We start from the raw sequence: 18,495 nt of genomic DNA, 5'->3' as shown, positions 1-18,495 counted from the left end.
GCGACGTCAGTCGGCCTTGAGCCACCGACCGGAGAGCCGGGTCACGAACGGCAGGAGGACGTAGGTCATCCAGGGCGTCGCGAGCAGGGTCGTGACGAGGACGCGCAGGACGACCGGCCAGTCCCCGCTCCACGGCGAGAGGAGGTAGGACAGCGCCAGGCTGGTCGGGAAGAAGGCGACCCAGATGACGCTCGCCTGCTTCCAGCGCGGCGGCGCGGTCGGTCCGGTCGGTCCGGCCTCGCCGGCCTCGTGGACCGACGACGACGCCGGCTCGTCGAACCAGCCCTCGATGCCGGTGCGGTACTCAGTGCGACGGTGCTCGACGAGGTCGGCCGCCGACCGCAGCCACCGCAGCCGCTCGGGCGACCGCTCCCACGTGTCGAGGTGGGCGCGCGAGTCGAAGCGGTAGAGCATGTGCCAGTCCTCGGTGCCCGACCGCACCCAGCCGGCGCCGAGGAAGCCCTCGAAGCGCTCGGCCATCGAGGTGCCGGCGTGGACCCACGCCTGCATGAGCATCTCGTCCTCGGGGGCCACGCGACGGGTGATCGAGACGGTCAGCGGGCCGTCGACCTCGGCGCCGGCCGGTGTGGCGGTGCTCGTGCTCATGGGGATCCTCCTGGGGCTGGGTCCGGAGCGGCCGGTGACGGCCCCCGGACGCGACGATGCCGGCCGCCCCGACGGGGGCGACCGGCATACGTCGTCGTGATGCGCGGGTTCTGCGCTACGAGTGGTGCGAAGGCACGAAGGAGGTCAGGACCTCACTGGCCGACGCGGAAGCGCGCGAAGGACGTCGCCGTGGCGCCGCCCTCCTCGAGCACCTTGCCGACGGTCTTCTTGGCGTCCTTGGCGAAGGCCTGCTCGAGCAGGACGTTCTCCTTGAAGAAGCCGTTGACGCGACCCTCGATGATGCGGGGCAGGGCAGCCTCGGGCTTGCCCTCCTCCTTGGCCGTGGCCTCGGCGACGCGACGCTCGTTCTCGACCGTCTCGGCCGGGACCTCCTCGCGCGTCAGCACCGTGGGGCTGAACGCGGCGATGTGCATCGCGACGTCGCGGCCGACCGTCTCGTCGCCACCCTCGAGCGCGACGAGGACGCCGATCTGCGCGGGCAGGTCGGGGCTCGTCTTGTGGAGGTAGGAGACGACCTTGTCGCCCTCGAGGCGCGCCACGCGGCGGACCTCGATCTTCTCGCCGATGGTGGCGTTGGCCTCGTCGAGCAGCTCCTTGACGGTCTTGCCGTCATCGAGCGTGCTGGCGAGGAGCGAGTCGGCGTCGGTGGCACCGGCGGCGACGGCCTGCGTGAGGACCTGGTCGGCCAGGGCGATGAACTTCTCGCCCTTCGCGACGAAGTCGGTCTCGCAGTTGACCTCGACCAGGGTGCCGACGCCGTCGGTGGCCGAGGCCGCCACGAGGCCGTTGGAGGCCGAGCGGCCCTCACGCTTCGTGACGCCCTTGAGGCCCTTGACGCGAAGGATCTCAATGGCCTTGGCGCGGTCGCCCTCGGCCTCGTCGAGCGCCTTCTTGACGTCCATCATGCCGGCGCCCGTCTGCTCGCGCAGCGCCTTGATGTCAGCGGCGGTGTAGTTCGCCATGCTCTGTATCGCTCTTTTCGTCAGTGGAGATTGACTCGTGTGGTGCGGCTGGTGCGAGGGCCGTCAGGCCTTCTCGGCACCGGCCGTCGCCTCGGCGGGGGCCTCGGTGGCCTCAGCGGCGGGGGCCTCGGCAGCGGGGGCCTCGGTGGCCTCGGCAGCGGGAGCCTCGGCAGCGGGAGCCTCGGCAGCGGGAGCCTCGGCAGCGGGAGCCTCGGCAGCGGGAGCCTCGGTGGTCTCCGTCGCGGCGGCGGCGTCGGCGTAGAGCTCGCGCTCCCACTCGGCCAGGGGCTCCTCGGCCTGCGCGTCGCCACCGGACTTGCCGGACGAGCGCTGGACGAGACCGTCCGCGACGGCGTCGGCGATGACCCGGGTCAGCAGCGTGACGGAGCGGATCGCGTCGTCGTTGCCGGGGATCTTGTAGTCGACCTCGTCGGGGTCGCAGTTCGTGTCGAGGATCGCGATGACCGGGAGGCCGAGCTTGCGGGCCTCGTCGACGGCGAGGTGCTCCTTCTTGGTGTCGACGATCCACACGGCCGAGGGGACCTTGGCCATGGTGCGGATGCCGCCCAGGGTGCGCTCGAGCTTGATCATCTCGCGCTTGAGGATGAGCAGCTCCTTCTTCGTGTAGCCCGAGCCGGCCACGTCGTCGAAGTTCAGCTCCTCGAGCTCCTTGAGGCGCGTGAGGCGCTTGGAGATCGTCTGGAAGTTGGTGAGCATGCCACCGAGCCAGCGGTGGTTGACGTACGGCATGCCGACGCGCGTCGCCTGCTCGGCGATGGGCTCCTGGGCCTGCTTCTTCGTGCCGACGAAGAGGATGGTGCCACCGTGGGCCACCGTCTCCTTGACGAAGTCGTACGCGTTGTTGATGTACGTCAGCGACTGCTGCAGGTCGATGATGTAGATGCCATTGCGCTCGGTCATGATGAAGCGCTTCATCTTGGGGTTCCAGCGACGGGTCTGGTGCCCGAAGTGGACGCCGCTCTCGAGGAGCTGGCGCATGGTGACGACGGCCATGCCGTGTTCTCCCTAGGTTGTGTGTTGTCAGTTGTGCGTGGGCGCTGACGCCTGGCGGTCACGTGGAACCCGTGAGCCGGCCTGCGGCATACGACCTCACTCCTGGCGCCTGAAGCACCCCGCCCCGCCGCGAGCGGTGGGGACTGCCGTGGTGCGACCCGGTCCGGCGGACCGGTAGAAGACGCGCGAATTACGGTCCGTGCGACGAGCACACGGGACCGCCGACCATCGTACGTCCTGACCCGGGTTGTGGAGAAATCGTGGCGACCCGACAGAATGGCCCGCATGGCGCACTGGGTGGAGACGGTCCCGGCCTTCGTCGTCCTCTCGGTGGTGCTCTTCCTGCCCGGCTGGCTGGTCGTGCGGGCCCTGGGCGCGCGCGGGCTCGAGGCCCTGGCCGTCTCCCCGGCCGTGTCCGTCGGCATCATCGCCGTCTGCGCGACGCTCGCCCAGCGGCTCGGCGTGCGCTGGGGGCTGCTGCCGCTCGTCGCCGTCACGGCCCTCGCCGTGGCCGTCGCCTGGGGCGGGATGCGGCTCCTTCGCCGGCACGACCCGCAGCTCGGCGCGACCCGCCGCCTGCTCGGCCGCCCGCGGCCCGACGCGGTCGTCGCCATCGCCGTCGGGGCCGTCCTCGCGCTCGTGACGATCCTCCCGGCCGTCGGGCGACCCGACGAGCTCGTCGACTCCCCCGACGCCGTCTACCACCTCGGGCGCATCAAGACCTTCCTCGAGACCGGCAACTTCTCGATCGCCAACCCGACCCTCTACCCCAACGGCTTCCACTCGTGGATCGCGACGAGCCTGCTGCCCGGCGTCGCCGACGTGCTGCCCGGCACCAACGTCGCCACGATCGTGCTCGCGGCCCTCGTGTGGCCGGTCGGCTGCGTCGCGCTCGTGCGCCACGCGCTCGGCACCTCCCGCCTCGTGACGTATGCCGCCGGCTTCGCTTCCGCTGCCTTCATCGCCTTCCCGACGATCCTCCTCGGCTGGGGCGTCCTGTGGCCCAACCTCATGGCGACCGCCCTGACGCCCGGCGCGCTCGCCCTCATGCTCCAGGCCGCACGGTCCGGGCGCCTCGGGCAGTGGCTCGCGTTCGTCGCCGCCCTGCCGGGGCTCGCCCTGATCCAGCCCAACGCCCTCGTGGCGCTCGTGCTCTTCGCGCTCGTCTGGTTCGTCACCGCGAGGGTGCGGGCCGGGCTGCTGCACCACGTCTCGTGGTGGGTCGTCGCACGCGACCTCACGATCGTCGCGGTCGTCGGCGTCGTCGGGCTCGTGGCCGCCCCCGTCGTGTCGGCCCGGCTGGCCTCGACCCAGTCCTACGAGTGGAAGGACCGCGTGTCGGTCTGGACCGCGCTCGTCGAGGTCGTCGGTGGCCGGCTGCAGATCCCCGACGTGCTCTGGGGCCTCGTCCTGCTCATCGCCCTCGGGATCGGCTGGATCGCGCTGCGGGCCCGGGCCGCCCTCCCGGTCGTGGCGATGTGGGGCACCGTCGTCGTCCTCTACGTCATGGCGGCCTCGTCGACGATGTCGTGGACCTCGCTCGTGACCGGCTACTGGTACAACGACAAGGTCCGGCTCGCCTCGCTGGCCGCCGTCCCCGGCGTCGTGCTCGTCGCCGCGGCCGCCCCCGCCCTGCGCGAGCTGCTGCGCAAGGTGCCGGGCCTCGGGTCGCGGCCCGTCGTCGTCGGGCTCGTCGCGGTGCTGGCCATCCCCGTCCTCACGCTCGGTCTCAACGGCGCCACGCGCCACCGCATGCTCACCGCCTTCTTCCAGCCCGACGACCCGAAGAAGGTCATCCTGTCGTTCGAGGCCCAGGACTCGCTCCGCCGGCTCAACGCCCTCGTCCCGGCCGGTGAGGGCGTCGTCGGCCGCCCCGAGAACGGCTCGCCCCTCATGTGGCCGCTCTTCGGCACCAACACCCTCTACCGCTCGATCCCGATCCCCACGACCGGGGACGAGATCGTCATCGGCACGGGGTTCGACGACATGGCGAACCGACCGGACGTCTGCGCGGCCATGGCCCGTCACGACATCCGCTGGGCCATCGACTCGACGCACGTCTACTGGCTCGACCGCCCGGAGCGCTCGTCCGGACTCACGGACCTCGCGAACGTCGACGGCGTCGAGCCCGTGCGGACCGACGGCGACTACACGCTCTACCGCGTCACCGGGTGCGGGCTGGGCGCCGCGGCGACCTCCTGAGCCGGCCGGACGGCATACGCCCTCGGGCTCTCCCGCGCCGTCCGGTGGACGGCACGTAACGCTCGCGGCGCGCCCGCGATGGTGGGGATGGAGATCCCGCACGGACCCCCTGACCGGGTGGGATCTCCACCCACGTCCGCGGCACGGACCCTCCACAGCCGCCGCAGGTGCCAGAGCCCCCGCCCCGCGCCCCGTGCCCGGCGGGGGCTCTCCCCTGTCACGGGGTCGGTCGTGGCTACGCTCGGGCCATGAGCTCGCCGCTGATCTCGCGCATGCAGCCCTTCGGGACGACGATCTTCGCCGAGATGTCGGCGCTCGCGACCCGGACCGGCGCCATCAACCTCGGCCAGGGCTTCCCCGACACGGACGGGCCCCGCGAGATGCTCGAGGCGGCGAAGGCCGCGATCGACGGGGGCCGCAACCAGTACCCACCGGGCCCGGGGGTCCCGGAGCTGCTCGAGGCGGTCGCCGCCCACCAGGAGCGCTTCTACGGGATCTCGCTCGACCCGTCGTCGCAGGTGCTCGTCACCGCCGGCGCGACCGAGGCCATCGCGTCGGTCGTGCTCGCGCTGTGCGAGCCCGGCGACGAGGTCGTCACCTTCGAGCCCTACTACGACTCGTATGCCGCCACGATCGCCCTCGCGGGAGCGACCCGCCGCACGTCGGTGCTCCGCTTCCCCGACTTCGCCGTCGACGAGGAGTCACTGCGGGCGGCCTTCTCGCCGCGGACCCGTCTCGTGCTGCTCAACACGCCGCACAACCCGACCGGCAAGGTCTTCACGCGGGCCGAGCTCGAGCTCGTCGCGGCGCTCGCCCGTGAGCGCGACGCGTGGGTCGTCACCGACGAGGTCTACGAGCACCTCGTCTTCGACGACGCCGAGCACGTGCCGATGGCGACCCTGCCGGGGATGGCCGACCGCACCATCACGATCAGCTCGGGCGGCAAGACGTTCTCGGCCACCGGCTGGAAGGTCGGCTGGCTCTCGGGTCCCGCCGAGGCGGTCGCCGCGGCGCGCACCGTCAAGCAGTTCCTCACGTACGTCGCGTCCGGGCCGTTCCAGCCGGCCGTAGCCCTCGCGCTCGGGCTCGGCGACGAGGTGTATGCCGGCCTGCGAGACTCCCTCCAGGCCAAGCGCGACCTGCTGTGCTCGGCCCTCGAGGCGTCCGGGCTCCGGGTCGCCCGCCCGTCGGGCACGTACTTCGTCATCGCGGACGCGGCGCCGCTCGGTGCCATCGACGGACTCGAGTTCGCGCGACGGCTGCCTGAGCTCGCCGGTGTCGTCGGCGTGCCGGTGTCGGTTTTCCACGACGACCAGGACGCCGCGCGCACCCTGGTGCGCTTCGCCTTCTGCAAGAAGGACGAGGTGCTGCTCGAGGCCAGCCGCCGCCTCGCCGCCGCCGGCACGTCCGCACCCCATACGAGTGAGCGCCCCACCCCACTCGAGTGACAGACCACGGGACGCAACCTCTCAGTCGAGTGGCCACCAAGCCCCACGTGGGTGAGCGCCACCCCACTCGAGTGACAGACCACGGGACGCAACCTCTCAGTCGAGTGGCCACCCCGCCTCACCCGTCACACGGCCACTGTTGTCCACATCCGCTGGGGTAGGTCTTCGCTCGTCCACAGGCGTCGACTGCGTCTGCACCGCGGAGGAATGCCGGACGAGCATGGGGCTATGTCCATCGGGTCAGCTCTTCTCAGCGCGGTCCTCGCGGCCGCGTCCGTGACCGGTGCGAGCGCGCTTCCGTCTGTGAGCAGCGCTCTGGACGCCCCTGCCGGGCGTGTCACCACGGAGACTGCTTCGGCCGCCTGGGCCTGGCCCCTCGACCCGCGTCCCGACGTGGTGCGGCGGTTCGACCGTCCCGACCAACCGTGGCTGCCCGGTCACCGCGGCGTCGACCTCGCCGCCACCACAGGGCAGTCCGTCCAGGCTCCGGCGGCGGGTCGGATCTCGTGGACCGGCGTCATCGCCGGACGAGCCGTCGTCGTCGTGGCGCACGGCGGCGGGCTGAGGAGCACCTTCGAGCCGGTTGCCGCGGTTGCCTCCGTGGGCACCATGGTGGGACGCGGCGACAGCGTCGGCGTCGTAACGACGACCCCGGGTCACTGTGCGCCCCGCACCTGCGTGCACTGGGGCGTGCTGCGCGGTGAGACCTATCTCGACCCCCTGTCGTTCGTGGGTCGAGCGCCGGTCGTCCTGCTCCCGATCCCCTAGGGTCGCGGACCTGTCGGTCAGGCTCGAGGGTGTGCCTGCTCGTAGCTGCGCCGCAGCCGGTCGACGGAGACGTGCGTGTAGATCTGGGTCGTCGCGAGGCTCGCGTGGCCGAGGATCTCCTGGACCATGCGGAGGTCCGCGCCACCCTCGAGCAGGTGGGTGGCGGCGCTGTGTCGGAGCCCGTGCGGACCGAGGTCCGGCGCGTCGGGCAGGTGTGAGAGCAGCTCGTGCACAGCGGAACGGACCTGCCGTGCATCGACGCGGCGTCCCCGGCGTCCGAGGAAGAGCGCAGGTCCGGAGTGCTCACCGACAAGCCTGGACCTGACGGCCAGCCACGCCTCGATGGCCCGGGCCGCCGGGGCACCGAAGGGCACGATCCGCTCCTTGGCGCCCTTGCCCATGACGCGCACGACGCCCTGAGACAGGTCGACGTCGTCGATGTCGAGCGCTGCGAGCTCGCCCACCCGGATGCCACTGGCGTACAACAGCTCGAGCACCGCGCGGTCCCGCACGTGGATCGGGTCCGCGTCGTCGGCCCTCGTGGCGGCCAGGTCGAGCATCTCGCTCGCCTCGCCCTGACGCAGCACGCCGGGCAGGGTGGCGTGCCGCTTGGGTGCGACGAGACGCAGGGAGGGATCGCTGGGGATGCGACCGGTGTGCTCGGCCCACCGGAGGAAGGTTCGGGCGGATGCGGCTCGGCGCGCAATGGTCGCCCGTGCGGCGCCTGCATCGGCCTGAACACCAAGCCACGCACGGAGGTCGCCGATGCGCAGGTCGGCGATCTCGTCGATCCCGCGGGTCGCGGCGAAGGTGAGTAGGTGCCGGACATCCCCGAGGTAGGCGCGTCGGGTGTGCACCGAGCGGCCGCGCTCTGCGCCGAGGTGGCGGGAGTAGGCATGCAGCAGCTCGGAGTGCCGCTCGAGCACGTCCGGCACCGCCTTCACCACATCCGTCACTCCCGCACCATCGCAAAGCCGTCGTCGCATGGCAAGCACCGGACTGCGTCGGAGCCCATCTCGCCGAGGTCTGGCCCGGCTCGACTGCACCTGTCGTGCGGCAACGCGGCCCCTCCGCCACGCCTCACCCGGGAGCCGGGTGACAGGTGGGCCACTCGACTGGGACCGGGCGCTCACTCGAGTGGCCGCGTGACCCCATCCGTCACGGCCCCCGGGTGGGGCCCGTGTGACAGGGAGGCCACTCGACTGGGACCGGGCGCTCACTCGAGTGGCTGCGTGGTCCCGCCCATCACGGCCCCGGGTGGGGCCCGTGTGACAGGGAGGCCACTCGAGTGGGACCGGGCGCTCACTCGAGTGGCCGCGTGACCCCATCCGTCACGGCCCCGGGTGGGGCCCGTGTGACAGGGAGGCCACTCGAGTGGGGCTGGCGCTCACTCGGCTTTGGCGGGGCGGGGTTGGGGGCGTTTGCGCCACGTCCCGGCGGACTCGGTCACGAGGCCCCCGCGCTCGAGGCGTCCGAGCGCCGCACGGACCATGAGGGGCGCGTGGGCGACCTGGCGGACGATCGCGTCAAGGGTCTGGCCCGAGCGGAAGGGCACGACCTCGAGCACCGAGGCATCGAGAGGCGGCAGGTCGTCGTCCGGTCGGACCGGCCCGCGGGCCGGCTCGCACGCGTCGTCGCCGAGGTCGCCCATGAGGTCGATGACCTCGTCGGCACTCGTGACGAGCACGGCCCGGCCGTCGCGGATCTCCTGGTGGCATCCGGCCGAGGTCATCGACGTCGTCGGACCGGGCACCGCCCCGACGTGGCGGCCTGCCTCGATCGCGTGCTTGACGGTGTTGCGCGAGCCGGAGCGCAGGTCGGCCTCGACGACCACCGTGCCACGCGTCATCCCGGCGATGAGGCGGTTGCGGGCAAGGAACCGGGACTTCATCGGTGCCGACCCGGGCGCCACCTCGGACACGACGAGCCCGTCGCGGGCGATCCGCGAGATGAGGGTGGCATGGGCCGACGGGTAGGGCCGCTCGACCCCACCGGCGAGGACGGCGACGGTGGCGCCGTCGACGGCCAGTGCGCCGCGGTGGGCGCTGCCGTCGATGCCGAACGCGGCGCCGGACACCACGGTCCACCCCCGCTGCGCGACGCCGGCGGCGAGGTCGGCGGCAACCTGCTCGCCGTAGCCGGTGGCCGTCCGCGAGCCGACGATCGCGACGGAGCGCTCCACCGTCTCGGCGAGGTCGAGAGGTCCTCGCACCCAGAGGCAGTAGGGCGGCACGGGGATCTGGGCGAGCCGTTCGGGCCACTCCTCGTCGCCGGGCACGACGACCCGGGCGCCGACCTTCGCCGCGATGTCGAGATCGCGCTCGGTGTCGAGCGAGGCCAGCCTCGCCCGGAACCGGGCCAGCGTGCCACGACCCGCGCGGATGCGCGCGAAGGTCTCGACGGCCCCCAGCTCCTCGATGAGACCGGGCACCTCCTTGTCGCACGGCTCGGCGAGACGCGACAGCGCCGCCCGGGCGAACCGGTCAGCGTCCACGGCGCAGCTCCTGCCCTGAGGCCGCACGACGCCCAGCTGCGAGGCGTCGGCACCAGCCTCGCGCGCTCATGCCGCCACCCCGGCCCGGTGACGCAGCGACAGCGCGAGGTCGACCTCCTCGCGACCGGGCCGCTGGAGCCCGAGGACGTCGGCGATGGTCCACGAACACCTCAGGGTCCGGTCGTAGCCACGCAGGCTGAGCGAGCCGCTCTCGAGGGTGCGGTCGAGGGTCGTCGTCGCCGACGTCGGCAGTCGCCAGGGCCGCCCCCGAAGGACCGAGCCCGGGACGTCGGCGTTGACCCCGCGACGGTGCTCGAGCACCTCTCGCCAGCGCTCGCCCTGCGCAGCGCGGGCGCCCGCGACCCGCGCGGCCACGGACGTCGTGGACTCGCCCGCGGGTGCCCCCGCCATCGAGAGTCCCGGAGGCTGGACGTGGACCTGCAGGTCGACCCGGTCGAGCAGCGGCCCGCTCAGCTTGCCGAAGTAGGACCGGCGCATGAGCGGTGTGCACGTGCAGTCGAGGCCCTTGCCCCAGCCGTTGCCGCACGGACACGGGTTGGCGGCGAGGACGAGCAGGAAACGCGACGGGAACGTCACCGTCTCCTGGGCACGGGCGATGGAGACGGAGCCGCGCTCGAGCGGCGTGCGCAGCGACTGCAGGACACCCTTGTCGAACTCCGGGGTCTCGTCGAGGAACAGGACGCCCCGATGGGCCTGGGTGATGGCGCCCGGCCGGATGTGTCCGCTGCCGCCACCGATGACGGCGGCCTGCGAGGCTCCGTGGTGGGGCGCGACGAACGGCGGTCTCGAGATGAGGCGCACGTCCTCACCGGCACCGAGGGCACCCAGCACGGAGTGGATCGCCGTGACCTCCATCGACTCCGCCTCGTCGAGTGCCGGCAACAGACCCGGCAGCCGTTCGGCGAGCATCGTCTTGCCCGCACCCGGTGGACCGGCCAGCAGCAGGTGGTGACCACCAGCGGCCGCGATCTCGAGGGCGAGCTTCGCGTCGGCCTGCCCGACGACCTCGCTGAGGTCGCGCACCGGCTCGGGTGCCGGCGGCACGACGAGCGGCACCGGGACCTCGTCGACGGCCCGCCCCTTGCCCAGCGCGTCGTAGCGCCGCACGAGCTCGGTGACGTCAGCCACGGGGTGGACGCTGATGCCCGAGACGAGACGGGCCTCGCCGGCGTTGGCGACCGGCACGACGACGTGACGCACCCCGGTCATGGCCGCCGCACGGACCAGGGGCAGGACCCCGGGGACGGGTCGCACCGTCCCGTCGAGGCCCACCTCGCCGATGTGGACGACGTCGCGCACCACCTCGGTCGGCACGAGCCGCATCGCGGCCGCGACCGCGACGAAGATGGCGAGGTCGAAGCCGGTGCCGACCTTGCGCTCCCCCGCCGGAGAGAGGTTGACGGTGACCCGCCGCTGGCTGACGGGCATGTCGTCGATGAGGGCGGCGGCCGCCTTGATCCGGTCGGACGACTGCTTGACGGCGGAGTCCCCGAGCCCGCTGATCGCGAAGCCGGGCAGCCCGGGCGTCACGTGCGCCTCGACGTCGACGACGAACCCGTGCACCCCACGCAGCCCGACCGACCGGGTGCGGCCGAGACCGGTGCCCATCAGCACACCCCGCGCAGGTGCTGGAGGCTGGCCCGACCCGAGCGCGGCCGCAGGACCGAGATGACGTCGATGCGCAGGGCGAGACCGCGCACGAGCTCGTCGTGGTCGTCGCGCCACAGCCCGGCCAGCCGCCGCAGCCGTCGCTGCTTGCTCCAGGTCACGGCCTCGAACGGTGCGCCGAAGGCCTCACTCGTGCGGGTCTTGACCTCGCAGACGACGAGCTCGCGGCCCTCGACGGCGACGACGTCGATCTCGCCGCGCACGCAGCGCCAGTTGCGGTCGATGATCGTCAGGCCCTGGGCGAGCAGGTAGCGGCACGCGAGGCGTTCGCCGTAGTCGCCGAGGGCACGGGTGGAGAGGTCCATGGCGACCACCCTCCCGGCACCGACCCGGCGAGGACACCGGTCAGTGCGAGGCTGTGGACGGCATACGCGATCGGCGAGGGGGTGTGGACGAACCCCGCCGGCTCAGCTGAAGTCGCCGTTCTCCGGCAGCTTGATGTCGGGCTTGGGCAGCTCCTCGACGTTGACGTCCTTGAACGTCACGACCCGCACGTTCTTGACGAAGCGCGCCGGCCGGTAGATGTCCCAGACCCACGCGTCGGCCATCGTGACGTCGAAGAAGACCTCGCCGCCGTCGCTGCGCACCTTCACGTCGACCGAGTTGGCGAGGTAGAAGCGGCGCTCGGTCTCGACGACGTGGGTGAAGAGGCCGACGACGTCGCGGTACTCCTTGTAGAGCTGGAGCTCCATCTCGGTCTCGTACTTCTCGAGATCTTCCGAACTCACCTGATCGCCGTCCCTGTCTGCTCTGCCGTGATGGGCACCGGAGCGAACGTCTCCGTCCCCTCATTCAACACCTCGACGGGCTCGCCCACGTACACGCCGGGCAGGCGCCACGAGCGCCGGTGCAGCTCGCACGGCCCCATCCGCGCCAGCGCGTCCATGTGCTCGGGCGCGGAGTAGCCCTTGTTGAGGGACCAGCCGTATGCCGGGTGGTCGGCCGAGAGGGCCACCATCATGTCGTCCCGCTCGACCTTCGCCAGCACGCTCGCAGCCGCGACCGACGAGCACTTCATGTCGGCCTTGACCATCGTCGTCACCGGCGGGGTGGTCGGCGCGGAGTCGTCGGCGAAGGCGAAGAGGCCCACCTCGGTGGGGGCCGTCAGCCAGTCGTGGTTGCCGTCGAGGATGACGAGGTCGGGCACGACACCGAGCCCGCCGAGCGCGCGCAGGCCGGCGAGGCGCAGTGCGCCCATGATGCCGATCTCGTCGATCTCGTCGGGACTCGCGTGCCCGACGGCGTGCGCCACGGCCCACCGCTGGATGCGGGGCACGAGCACCGTGCGGGCCCGCTCCGTCAGGAGCTTGGAGTCCTTGACCCCGATGGGCGCCGAGCGCACCGTCTCGTCGATGACGACGACGCCGACGCTGACCGGGCCGGCGAGCGCGCCGCGGCCCACCTCGTCCATGCCGGCGAGGAGACGGTGGCCCGAGCGCTGCAGGGCGCGTTCGACCCGCAGCGAGGGCTTCTTGGAGGGTGCTGGGCGTGCCATGGTGCTGCTCGAGCCGATCAGCCCGCCGCGGCCTTCGTCGTCGTGGCGCTCGGCTTGCCGCTCTGGCTCGGGTTGACGGTGGCCTTCTTCGTCGGTGCCGTCGACGGCGTCGTGGGCGTCGGGACCTGCGAGAAGGTGCGCTCGGGCACCCCGAGCCAGGTCACGTGGTCGATCGGCCAGACGACGAAGAGGGCGCGACCGACGATCTTGTCCATCGGCACGGAGCCAGTGGCCCCGGTGCCGTCGTCGTGCCAGCGGCTGTCGGAGGAGTCGCTGCGGTGGTCGCCCATGACCCACACGCGTCCGGCGGGGACCGTGATGTCGAACTTCTTGCCCTCGCTGGGGTAGTCGCCCGGCTTGACGTACGGCTCGGTGATCTCGACGCCGTTGACCTTGAGCTTGCCGGTGTCGCCGTCGGCCTGGACGTGGTCGCCCGGCAGGCCGATGACGCGCTTGATGAGGTGGTTCTCGGAGTCCTCGGGCAACAGGCCGACGAAGACGAGGGCGTCGTGGAACGGGCCACCGACGTTGCTGCGCTGCTCACCGAGGTCGCCGAGCCAGGGGCTGGGCACGCCCGGGTCCTCGAAGACGACGACGTCGCCGCGCTTGAGGTCGAGCGGGCCGGGCGTCAGCTTGCTGACGATGACGCGGTCGTCCTTGACGAGGGTGTTCTCCATCGAGCCCGACGGGATGTAGAAGGCCTGGAACAGCCACGTCTTGACGACGAAGGAGAGCGCCATGGCGAGGACCACGACGATGACGAGCTCCTTGAGGCCGGCGAGGATCGTCCCGCCGAAACCGCGGGGTTCGTCGTCGTAGTCGTCGTCGAGGTTGTCGTCGTCGAGGTCACCGTCGGTGTCGTCAGCACTCCGCCCGCGCGTCGGGTCTTCGGGGCGTCCGGTGTACTGCGACATCACTCACCATTTCGTGGGACGGAGGCAATTGGTGCTTGGTCGACCGGTCCGAGCCGATCGAGCGGCCAGTATCGCACCCAAACCTTGCCGATGATGTCGTCCCCCGGCACCATGCCGCCACCCGGATCGCCGAGGTGTGCGCGGGAGTCGGCGGACGAGCCACGGTTGTCGCCCATGACCCAGAACCGGTCGGCGGGGACCGTCACGTCGAAGGTCAGGCCGCTCGGTTTCTGCCCCGGCGCGACGTACGGCTCGGTGACGGCGACGCCGTTGACCTCGAGCCGTCCGTCGGCCGCGCAGCACCGGACGTGGTCGCCCGGCAGGCCGATGACGCGCTTGACGTAGTCGGTGGGCTGGCCCTTGCCGGCGAGGCTCTCGACGGCCTCGACGAGGGTCTGCACCATGCCGCGCTCGGGCACGCGCAGGTTGAACGCCTCGGAGGCGTCGAAGACGATGATGTCGCCGCGCTGGAGGTCGGCGGGCGCCGTGGTGCGGCTGACGAGGATGCGGTCGCCGATGAGGAGCGTGTCCTGCATCGACTCGCTCGGGATGCCGAAGGGCGTCACGAGGAAGGCCCGGACCACGACGATCGCGAGCAGCAGCAGGGCGGGACCGAGCAGCCACCGGTGACGGCGCGCGGCGGCGTATGCCGGACGGGTGGCCCGTCCGCGACCGCTGCCCGATGGCGCGGGGTCCCCCGACGGCGCGGAGTCCCCCGCACGCGACGAAGGCGCGGCGGACCCCGGGTCGGGGGACGTACCGGATCGCTCCGGGACGTCCCGCTCGGGGTCCACCGCGCCTCGCGTGTCTAGACGGACGGCTGCGTCAGCAGGTCGTCAGCTCTTCGCGCCGGCCTTGGTGGGGATGCTGTCGCGCTTCTCGCGGATCTTGGCAGCCTTGCCGCGCAGACCACGGAGGTAGTAGAGCTTCGCGCGACGGACGTCACCGCGGGTCACGACCTCGATCTTGTCGATGACCGGGGTGTGCACCGGGAAGGTGCGCTCGACGCCGACACCGAAGGAGATCTTGCGGACCGTGAAGGTCTCGCCGATGCCGCCGCCGTGGCGACGGATGACGATGCCCTGGAACACCTGGACACGCGAGCGCGTGCCCTCGATGACCTTGACGTGGACCTTGAGGGTGTCGCCGGCGCGGAAGTCGGGGACGTCCGAGCGCAGCGATGCCGCGTTGATGTCGTCAAACGTGTGCATGATGCTTCGCTTTCCTGGGTGCCACAGGCCACCTCGTCACAAAGGTGTGGGTCGCGTCCGTCGGGCCGCGTCGAGTCACCGGGTGGATCCGGTCGAGCTGTGGTGACCCGACTCCCCCTGTGGCAGGGGCCGTCGTGTGCCGGACGCAAGGAGCAAGTCTGCCAGAGCGCACGGCATACCAGAAATCGGCGACGCCAGACGACGACCGCCGGTGCCCTAGCGTGGCCCCGTGGACGTCTCCCCCGGCTGGCCCGTGTACCTCTGTCTCGCCGTCCTGCTCGTCGTGACGCTGCTCGCCAACCGGCTGAGCGGCGTGGGCCTGGGACGCCAGTCGGCGGTCGCCGGCGCCCGGGCGGTCGTGCAGCTCTCCCTCGTGGCGCTCGTCATCACGGCCGTCGTCGGGTCGCTGTGGCTCTCGTTCCTCGCCGTGGGTGCGATGTTCGCGATGGCCGTCGCGACGACGTCGAAGCGGGTCGGCGCCCCGCGCACGTGGCCGTGGGCCGCGGCCGCGATGGCGTGCGGCGTCGTGCCCGTCGTCGCCATCGTGCTCGCCACCGGCGCGGTCCCCCTGACGGGCATCGCCGTGATCCCGATCGCCGGCATCGTCATCGGCAACACGATGACGGTGCACACGCTCGTCGGGCGGCGCACCTTCGCCGCGTTGCGCGAGGAGCACGGGCAGTACGAGGCGTCGCTGTCGCTGGGACTCACCTCGAGCCAGGCCATCGACGAGATCATCGCGCGACGGGTGCCCGAGGGCATCGTCCCGAGCCTCGACCAGGTGCGCACGTCGGGGATCGTCACGCTGCCGGGCGCCTTCATCGGCGTCATGCTCGGTGGCGGCAGCGCCGTGCAGGCCGCGACGGCGCAGGTGCTCGTCCTCTTCGCGATCATGGCGACGCAGTCGATCACGGCCGGGGTGCAGGCGGCGCTCATCCGCCGGCGCCTGCTGCTGCCTGCCGACCTCGGCCTCGCGCTCGTGTCGTGACCGGGCCGGCCGTCAGCGGCGGCGACGCTTGACGAGCGTGACCGCACCCGGGATCGGCGCCGTCGTGTCGACGAGGCGGTAGCCGGCCTTCTTGTACATCCGCAGGTTGTCGGTGCTGCGCGCGCCCGTGTGCAGCGTGAAGGTGCGTATGCCGTCCGGCGCCGTCGACTCGGCGTGCTCGAGGAGGCGTCGGCCGAGTCCACGACCCTGGAGGTCGGGGGCGACGCAGAGGCGCCCGACGAACCAGTCGTCGTCCGCGCCGCCGCGGGCGGTCCGCACGGCGCCGACGAGCCGGCCGCCGCTGCGGGCGACCCAGGTCTGGGTCGTGTCGAGGCTCGCCCGGACGTCGTCGAGGCTCTCGTGCAGGGCCGGGATGTCGAGCGTGTCGTTGGCGAGGGCCTCCTGCACCCAGCACGCGCGCATGAGCACGGCGAGCTCGGGCACGTCGCCCGGTGTCGCGGCGCTGATGACGACGTCGCCGGCGTCGCGGGCGGCGTGCGAGGCGTGGAGCAGGTCGGGCCGGCGCGCTGCCGTGCGCGCGAGCCGCTGCTCGTGGCGCCAGGCGGCGATGGCTCCGTGGTTGCCCGAGAGGAGGACCGGCGGGACGTCGCGGCCGTTCCACGAGGCGGGCTTGGTGTAGATGGGGTACTCGAGCAGCCCGTCCTCGTGCGACTCCTCGACGAGCGACTCGGCGTTGCCGATGACGCCCGGCACGAGACGACCGACGGCCTCGACCATGGCGAGGACGGCCACCTCGCCGCCGTTGAGGACGTAGTCGCCGAGGCTGACGACGGACACCTCGAGGCCGAGGTCCTCGCGGGCGTGGTCGTAGACGCGCTCGTCGATGCCCTCGTAGCGCCCGCACGCGAACGCGAGCCACGGCTCGTCGGCGAGCTCGCGTGCGAGCGCCTGCGTGAACGGCTGCCCGCCGGGCCCGGGGACGACGAGCCGCGGCTTCGCCTGCGACGGGTTGTCCTGAGCGAGAACGTGGTCGAGCGCCTCGGACCACGGCTGCGCCTTCATGACCATGCCCGCTCCCCCGCCGTACGGGGTGTCGTCGACGGTGCGGTGCCGGTCGTGCGTGAAGTCGCGAAGGTCGTGGACGCGGACGTCGAGGAGGCCGTCCTCGCGCGCCTTGCCGATGAGCGACAGGTCGAGCGGGGCGAGGTAGTCGGGGAAGATCGAGACGACGTCGACGCGCAGGGCCGGACGCGTGTCGGGACGAGCCTCGGGACGCGGGTCGGGCACGGTCACTCGGTGCCCTCGCGGTAGAGGTCGAAGAGGCCGGGCGGCGGGTCGACGACGACGTGGTCCTCGGCGACGACGGGCACGATGCGCTTGACGAACGGGACGTAGGCCGTCACGCCGTCGGTGAGCGTGAGGACGAGACGGTCCTGGGCCGGACCGATCTCGAGGCCGCTCACGGTGCCGACCGTCTCGCCACTGGGGTCGCGGGCCTCGAGCCCGACGAGGTCCTCCTCGTAGAAGGCCTCGTCCTCGACCTGGGGGTTGGACTCCGGCAGCACGAGGCGCGTGCCGCGCAGGCTCTCGGCGCCGCCGCGGTCGGGGATCTCCTCGAACGTAATGAGCCAGATGCCACGGTGCACCCGGGTCGAGGCGACGGTCAGCGCGGTCGGCACGCCAGAACCCGGCTCGGCCTCGGTCTCGATGACGGTGCCGACGGCGAAGCGGGTCTCGGGGTCGTCCGTGTGCAGCTGGACGGTCACCTCTCCACGCAGACCGTGGGGCTTGCCGATGCGGGCGAGGACGACGTTCATGGGCCGAATCCTCTCAGGTTTGGGGGCGCTCGGAGACCGGTGCACGCAGGTCGGGCGCGGGGACGCGAGAGGGGCGCCCCGGCATTCCGGGACGCCCCTCTCGGTGACTCGCGTGGGAGTCGTCGGCGCTCAGCGCACGCGGTCGGTGTCGACGATGTCGACGCGCACGTTGTTGTTGCCCGCGAGGGCGCCGACGACGGTGCGCAGCGCGCTCGCCGTGCGGCCGGAGCGGCCGATGACGCGGCCGAGGTCGTCGGGGTGGACCCGGACCTCGAGCAGCTCACCACGGCGCAGCTCCTTGCGGACCACGACGACGTCCTCGTCGTGGTCGACGATGCCCTTGACGAGGTGCTCGAGCGCCTCCTCGAGCATGCTCAGGCCTCGGCCTTCGCGGCGTCGTCGCCGGCGGCCTCGGCCGGAGCCTCGGTCGCCGCGGCGGGCTCGGTGGGCTCGGTGGTCTCGTCGGCCTTGGCCTCAGCCTTGGGCTCGGCCTTCTTGGCGGCCTTCTTGCGCGGCGTCGGGCCGTCGGTGCCGGCGTCGTTCTTGCCACCGGCAGCGGCGATCGCGGCCTCGTAGAGGTCCTTCTTCGGGGTCTTCGGCTCCTTGGTCTGGAGCTTGCCCTCGTCGACGATCTTGATGAGCGCCGCAACGGCCTCGGTCGGCTGCGCGCCCTGGCCGAGCCAGTAGTGCGCGCGCTCGATGTCGATGTCGATGAGCGACGGCTGCTCGGTGGGGTGGTACTTGCCGATCTCCTCGATCGCACGGCCGTCGCGCTTGGTGCGCGAGTCCATGACGACGACGCGGTAGTACGGTGCACGGATCTTGCCCATGCGCTTCAGACGGATCTTGACTGCCATGGTGGCGGTCTCCTCAACCAGTAGTGAGCGCGGCGAGACCGACTGGGT

Annotated in this window: 20 protein-coding genes; 4 read left to right on the top strand and 16 right to left on the bottom strand. The window is 72.0% G+C overall.

The genetic code is table 11. From position 1 onward, the window contains the following. Window positions 1–6: 6 nt before the first annotated feature. From ACSQ2D_RS07685 to rpsB, 3 genes are all read right to left on the bottom strand, one after another. On the bottom strand, window positions 7–606 hold the full coding sequence (locus ACSQ2D_RS07685; protein WP_435985370.1) for an antibiotic biosynthesis monooxygenase: 600 nt from the start codon (window positions 604–606) through the stop codon (window positions 7–9). A gap of 152 nt (window positions 607–758) precedes the next feature. After that, the gene (tsf, locus tag ACSQ2D_RS07680; protein ID WP_435985369.1) at window positions 759–1,589 is read right to left on the bottom strand and encodes a translation elongation factor Ts; all 831 of its coding nucleotides are present in this window, start codon (window positions 1,587–1,589) and stop codon (window positions 759–761) included. 63 nt (window positions 1,590–1,652) lie between these two features. Further along, window positions 1,653–2,603 carry a 30S ribosomal protein S2 gene (gene rpsB, locus ACSQ2D_RS07675; RefSeq protein WP_435985368.1) on the bottom strand — a complete coding sequence of 317 codons (951 nt, stop codon included), beginning with the start codon at window positions 2,601–2,603 and terminating at the stop codon, window positions 1,653–1,655. 285 nt (window positions 2,604–2,888) lie between these two features. On the opposite strand from rpsB, the gene ACSQ2D_RS07670 reads away from it, so the two are divergent. The 3 genes from ACSQ2D_RS07670 (at window position 2,889) to ACSQ2D_RS07660 (ending at window position 7,021) form a co-directional block, all read left to right on the top strand. Next, window positions 2,889–4,805, top strand: a complete 1,917-nt coding sequence (locus ACSQ2D_RS07670; RefSeq protein ID WP_435985367.1) for a DUF6541 family protein — start codon at window positions 2,889–2,891, stop codon at window positions 4,803–4,805. A gap of 248 nt (window positions 4,806–5,053) precedes the next feature. After that, on the top strand, window positions 5,054–6,253 hold the full coding sequence (locus ACSQ2D_RS07665) for a pyridoxal phosphate-dependent aminotransferase (RefSeq protein WP_435985366.1): 1,200 nt from the start codon (window positions 5,054–5,056) through the stop codon (window positions 6,251–6,253). 303 nt (window positions 6,254–6,556) lie between these two features. Beyond that, on the top strand, window positions 6,557–7,021 hold the full coding sequence (locus ACSQ2D_RS07660; RefSeq protein ID WP_435985365.1) for a murein hydrolase activator EnvC family protein: 465 nt from the start codon (window positions 6,557–6,559) through the stop codon (window positions 7,019–7,021). A 17-nt stretch (window positions 7,022–7,038) separates the two neighbouring features. Here ACSQ2D_RS07660 and ACSQ2D_RS07655 read toward each other — a convergent pair whose 3' ends face one another. The 9 genes from ACSQ2D_RS07655 to rplS all read right to left on the bottom strand — a co-directional run bounded on the left by ACSQ2D_RS07655 (window position 7,039) and on the right by rplS (window position 14,824). Next, window positions 7,039–7,968 (bottom strand): tyrosine recombinase XerC, encoded by a 930-nt coding sequence (locus tag ACSQ2D_RS07655; protein WP_435987829.1) that lies wholly within the window; start codon window positions 7,966–7,968, stop codon window positions 7,039–7,041. A gap of 440 nt (window positions 7,969–8,408) precedes the next feature. Then, window positions 8,409–9,515, bottom strand: coding sequence for a DNA-processing protein DprA (gene dprA, locus ACSQ2D_RS07650; protein ID WP_435985364.1), 1,107 nt, complete (start codon window positions 9,513–9,515; stop codon window positions 8,409–8,411). A gap of 66 nt (window positions 9,516–9,581) precedes the next feature. Next, entirely contained in the window at window positions 9,582–11,144 is a 1,563-nt protein-coding gene (locus ACSQ2D_RS07645; RefSeq protein ID WP_435985363.1) for a YifB family Mg chelatase-like AAA ATPase, read from the bottom strand. Continuing rightward, window positions 11,144–11,509, bottom strand: coding sequence for a YraN family protein (locus tag ACSQ2D_RS07640; protein WP_435985362.1), 366 nt, complete (start codon window positions 11,507–11,509; stop codon window positions 11,144–11,146). Before ACSQ2D_RS07640 ends, ACSQ2D_RS07645 begins: the two co-directional genes overlap by 1 nt. 102 nt (window positions 11,510–11,611) lie before the next feature. Next, window positions 11,612–11,932, bottom strand: a complete 321-nt coding sequence (locus tag ACSQ2D_RS07635) for a DUF2469 domain-containing protein (protein ID WP_028785386.1) — start codon at window positions 11,930–11,932, stop codon at window positions 11,612–11,614. Then, a complete protein-coding gene (locus tag ACSQ2D_RS07630; protein WP_435985361.1) occupies window positions 11,929–12,699 on the bottom strand; it encodes a ribonuclease HII in 771 nt (256 codons plus the stop codon). The genes ACSQ2D_RS07635 and ACSQ2D_RS07630 overlap by 4 nt, the downstream gene beginning before the upstream one ends. A gap of 17 nt (window positions 12,700–12,716) precedes the next feature. Then, window positions 12,717–13,613: a signal peptidase I gene (lepB, locus tag ACSQ2D_RS07625; protein ID WP_435985360.1), complete on the bottom strand. Its 897-nt coding sequence runs from the start codon at window positions 13,611–13,613 to the stop codon at window positions 12,717–12,719. Then, window positions 13,613–14,407: a signal peptidase I gene (lepB, locus tag ACSQ2D_RS07620; protein ID WP_435985359.1), complete on the bottom strand. Its 795-nt coding sequence runs from the start codon at window positions 14,405–14,407 to the stop codon at window positions 13,613–13,615. The genes lepB (ACSQ2D_RS07625) and lepB (ACSQ2D_RS07620) overlap by 1 nt, the downstream gene beginning before the upstream one ends. Before the next feature lie 42 nt (window positions 14,408–14,449). Continuing rightward, a complete protein-coding gene (gene rplS / locus ACSQ2D_RS07615) occupies window positions 14,450–14,824 on the bottom strand; it encodes a 50S ribosomal protein L19 (protein WP_435985358.1) in 375 nt (124 codons plus the stop codon). Between the two features lie 229 nt (window positions 14,825–15,053). On the opposite strand from rplS, the gene ACSQ2D_RS07610 reads away from it, so the two are divergent. Beyond that, window positions 15,054–15,812 carry an ABC transporter permease gene (locus tag ACSQ2D_RS07610; RefSeq protein ID WP_435985357.1) on the top strand — a complete coding sequence of 253 codons (759 nt, stop codon included), beginning with the start codon at window positions 15,054–15,056 and terminating at the stop codon, window positions 15,810–15,812. A 12-nt stretch (window positions 15,813–15,824) separates the two neighbouring features. Here ACSQ2D_RS07610 and trmD read toward each other — a convergent pair whose 3' ends face one another. The 4 genes from trmD to rpsP form a co-directional block, all read right to left on the bottom strand. Beyond that, window positions 15,825–17,066, bottom strand: a complete 1,242-nt coding sequence (gene trmD, locus ACSQ2D_RS07605) for a tRNA (guanosine(37)-N1)-methyltransferase TrmD (protein ID WP_435985356.1) — start codon at window positions 17,064–17,066, stop codon at window positions 15,825–15,827. Further along, complete coding sequence (rimM, locus tag ACSQ2D_RS07600; protein WP_435985355.1) at window positions 17,063–17,590, bottom strand: ribosome maturation factor RimM; 528 nt, start codon at window positions 17,588–17,590, stop codon at window positions 17,063–17,065. The genes trmD and rimM overlap by 4 nt, the downstream gene beginning before the upstream one ends. Window positions 17,591–17,719: 129 nt before the next feature. Next, window positions 17,720–17,962, bottom strand: coding sequence for an RNA-binding protein (locus tag ACSQ2D_RS07595; protein WP_020142764.1), 243 nt, complete (start codon window positions 17,960–17,962; stop codon window positions 17,720–17,722). A 2-nt stretch (window positions 17,963–17,964) separates the two neighbouring features. Beyond that, window positions 17,965–18,447, bottom strand: coding sequence for a 30S ribosomal protein S16 (rpsP, locus tag ACSQ2D_RS07590; protein WP_435985354.1), 483 nt, complete (start codon window positions 18,445–18,447; stop codon window positions 17,965–17,967). Window positions 18,448–18,495 lie beyond the last annotated feature (48 nt).

Source organism: Terrabacter sp. LjRoot27, assembly GCF_964254175.1.
Classification (GTDB): Bacteria; Actinomycetota; Actinomycetes; order Actinomycetales; family Dermatophilaceae; genus Terrabacter.
This window is presented reverse-complemented; position numbering and strand designations above follow the sequence as displayed.